This is a genomic window from Emergencia timonensis, assembly GCF_900086585.1.
GTDB lineage: Bacteria > Bacillota > Clostridia > Peptostreptococcales > Anaerovoracaceae > Senimuribacter > Senimuribacter timonensis.
Map to the genome: position 1 here is coordinate 1 of NZ_FLKM01000001.1, position 876 is coordinate 876.

General features: G+C 54.6%; 1 protein-coding gene. It reads right to left on the reverse strand.

What is annotated here, in order from left to right:
* Positions 1–876 (reverse strand): VirB4-like conjugal transfer ATPase, CD1110 family (locus tag BN6539_RS00005; protein WP_148484435.1); only part of this gene is annotated, 876 nt, incomplete at both ends.

Sequence of the window (876 nt, forward strand, 5' to 3'; positions counted from 1 at the left end):
GAAAATCCGCCTTCATGGAAAGCGGGCTTTCTCCGGCGGCCATATTGAGCTCCACATCCATCGGATTGAGATGGTGCGGGCTGTCCGGGGCAATCTCGATCACCTGGCCGCCCAGCCTTCGCACCAGCGGCGCATATTCGCCCATCGGGTCAACCACGATGATCCGATCCTGCGGGATGGTAAGAAATACATTCAAAAGCTCACGCTTTGCGGCAAAACTCTTGCCGGAACCCGTAGAGCCCAAATACATCCCGTTTGCCGATTTCAGCTTTTTGCGGTCAGCCATGATGACATTGTGGGAAAGTGCGTTCATGCCATAGTAGAGGGCCTGCCCAGCCATGCGGAGCTCCCTTGTCATAAAGGGGATAAAAATGGCTGTGGAGCTGGTTGTCATACCGCGCTGGATTTCTACCTCGTTGTAGCCAAGGGCCAGCGAAGAAACAAAGCCCTGTTCCTGTTGCCAGTCCAGACGGCGCAGAGCGCAGTTGTATTTCTGCGCGATGCCGCCCACGGTAAACACATCGTTTTCCAGCCGCTGGCGAGTAGGGGCAAGGTTTACCACCGTAAAGGTCAGCAGAAACATTCGCTCATTGCGGGATTGCAAATCAGCCAGAAGCTCCGCCGCGTCCTTGCTGAATGTAATCAGGTCAGGGGGAAGAATGTCCGGGTCATAGCCGGAGCGCACAGCCTTTCTCTGTTCCTCCACTTTCATTTTCCCAATGTCCGAGATTTTCCCCTTGATGGTCTTGATTGCCTTGAGCTGATCCACGGTCTGAATGTGCATGGTCACGGTCATTTCCGCATCCAGCTCCAAGATTTCCGCCAGCAGCTTATCCGAAAGCTCCGATGCCATAATCTGCAAGTAGGACACCGCGC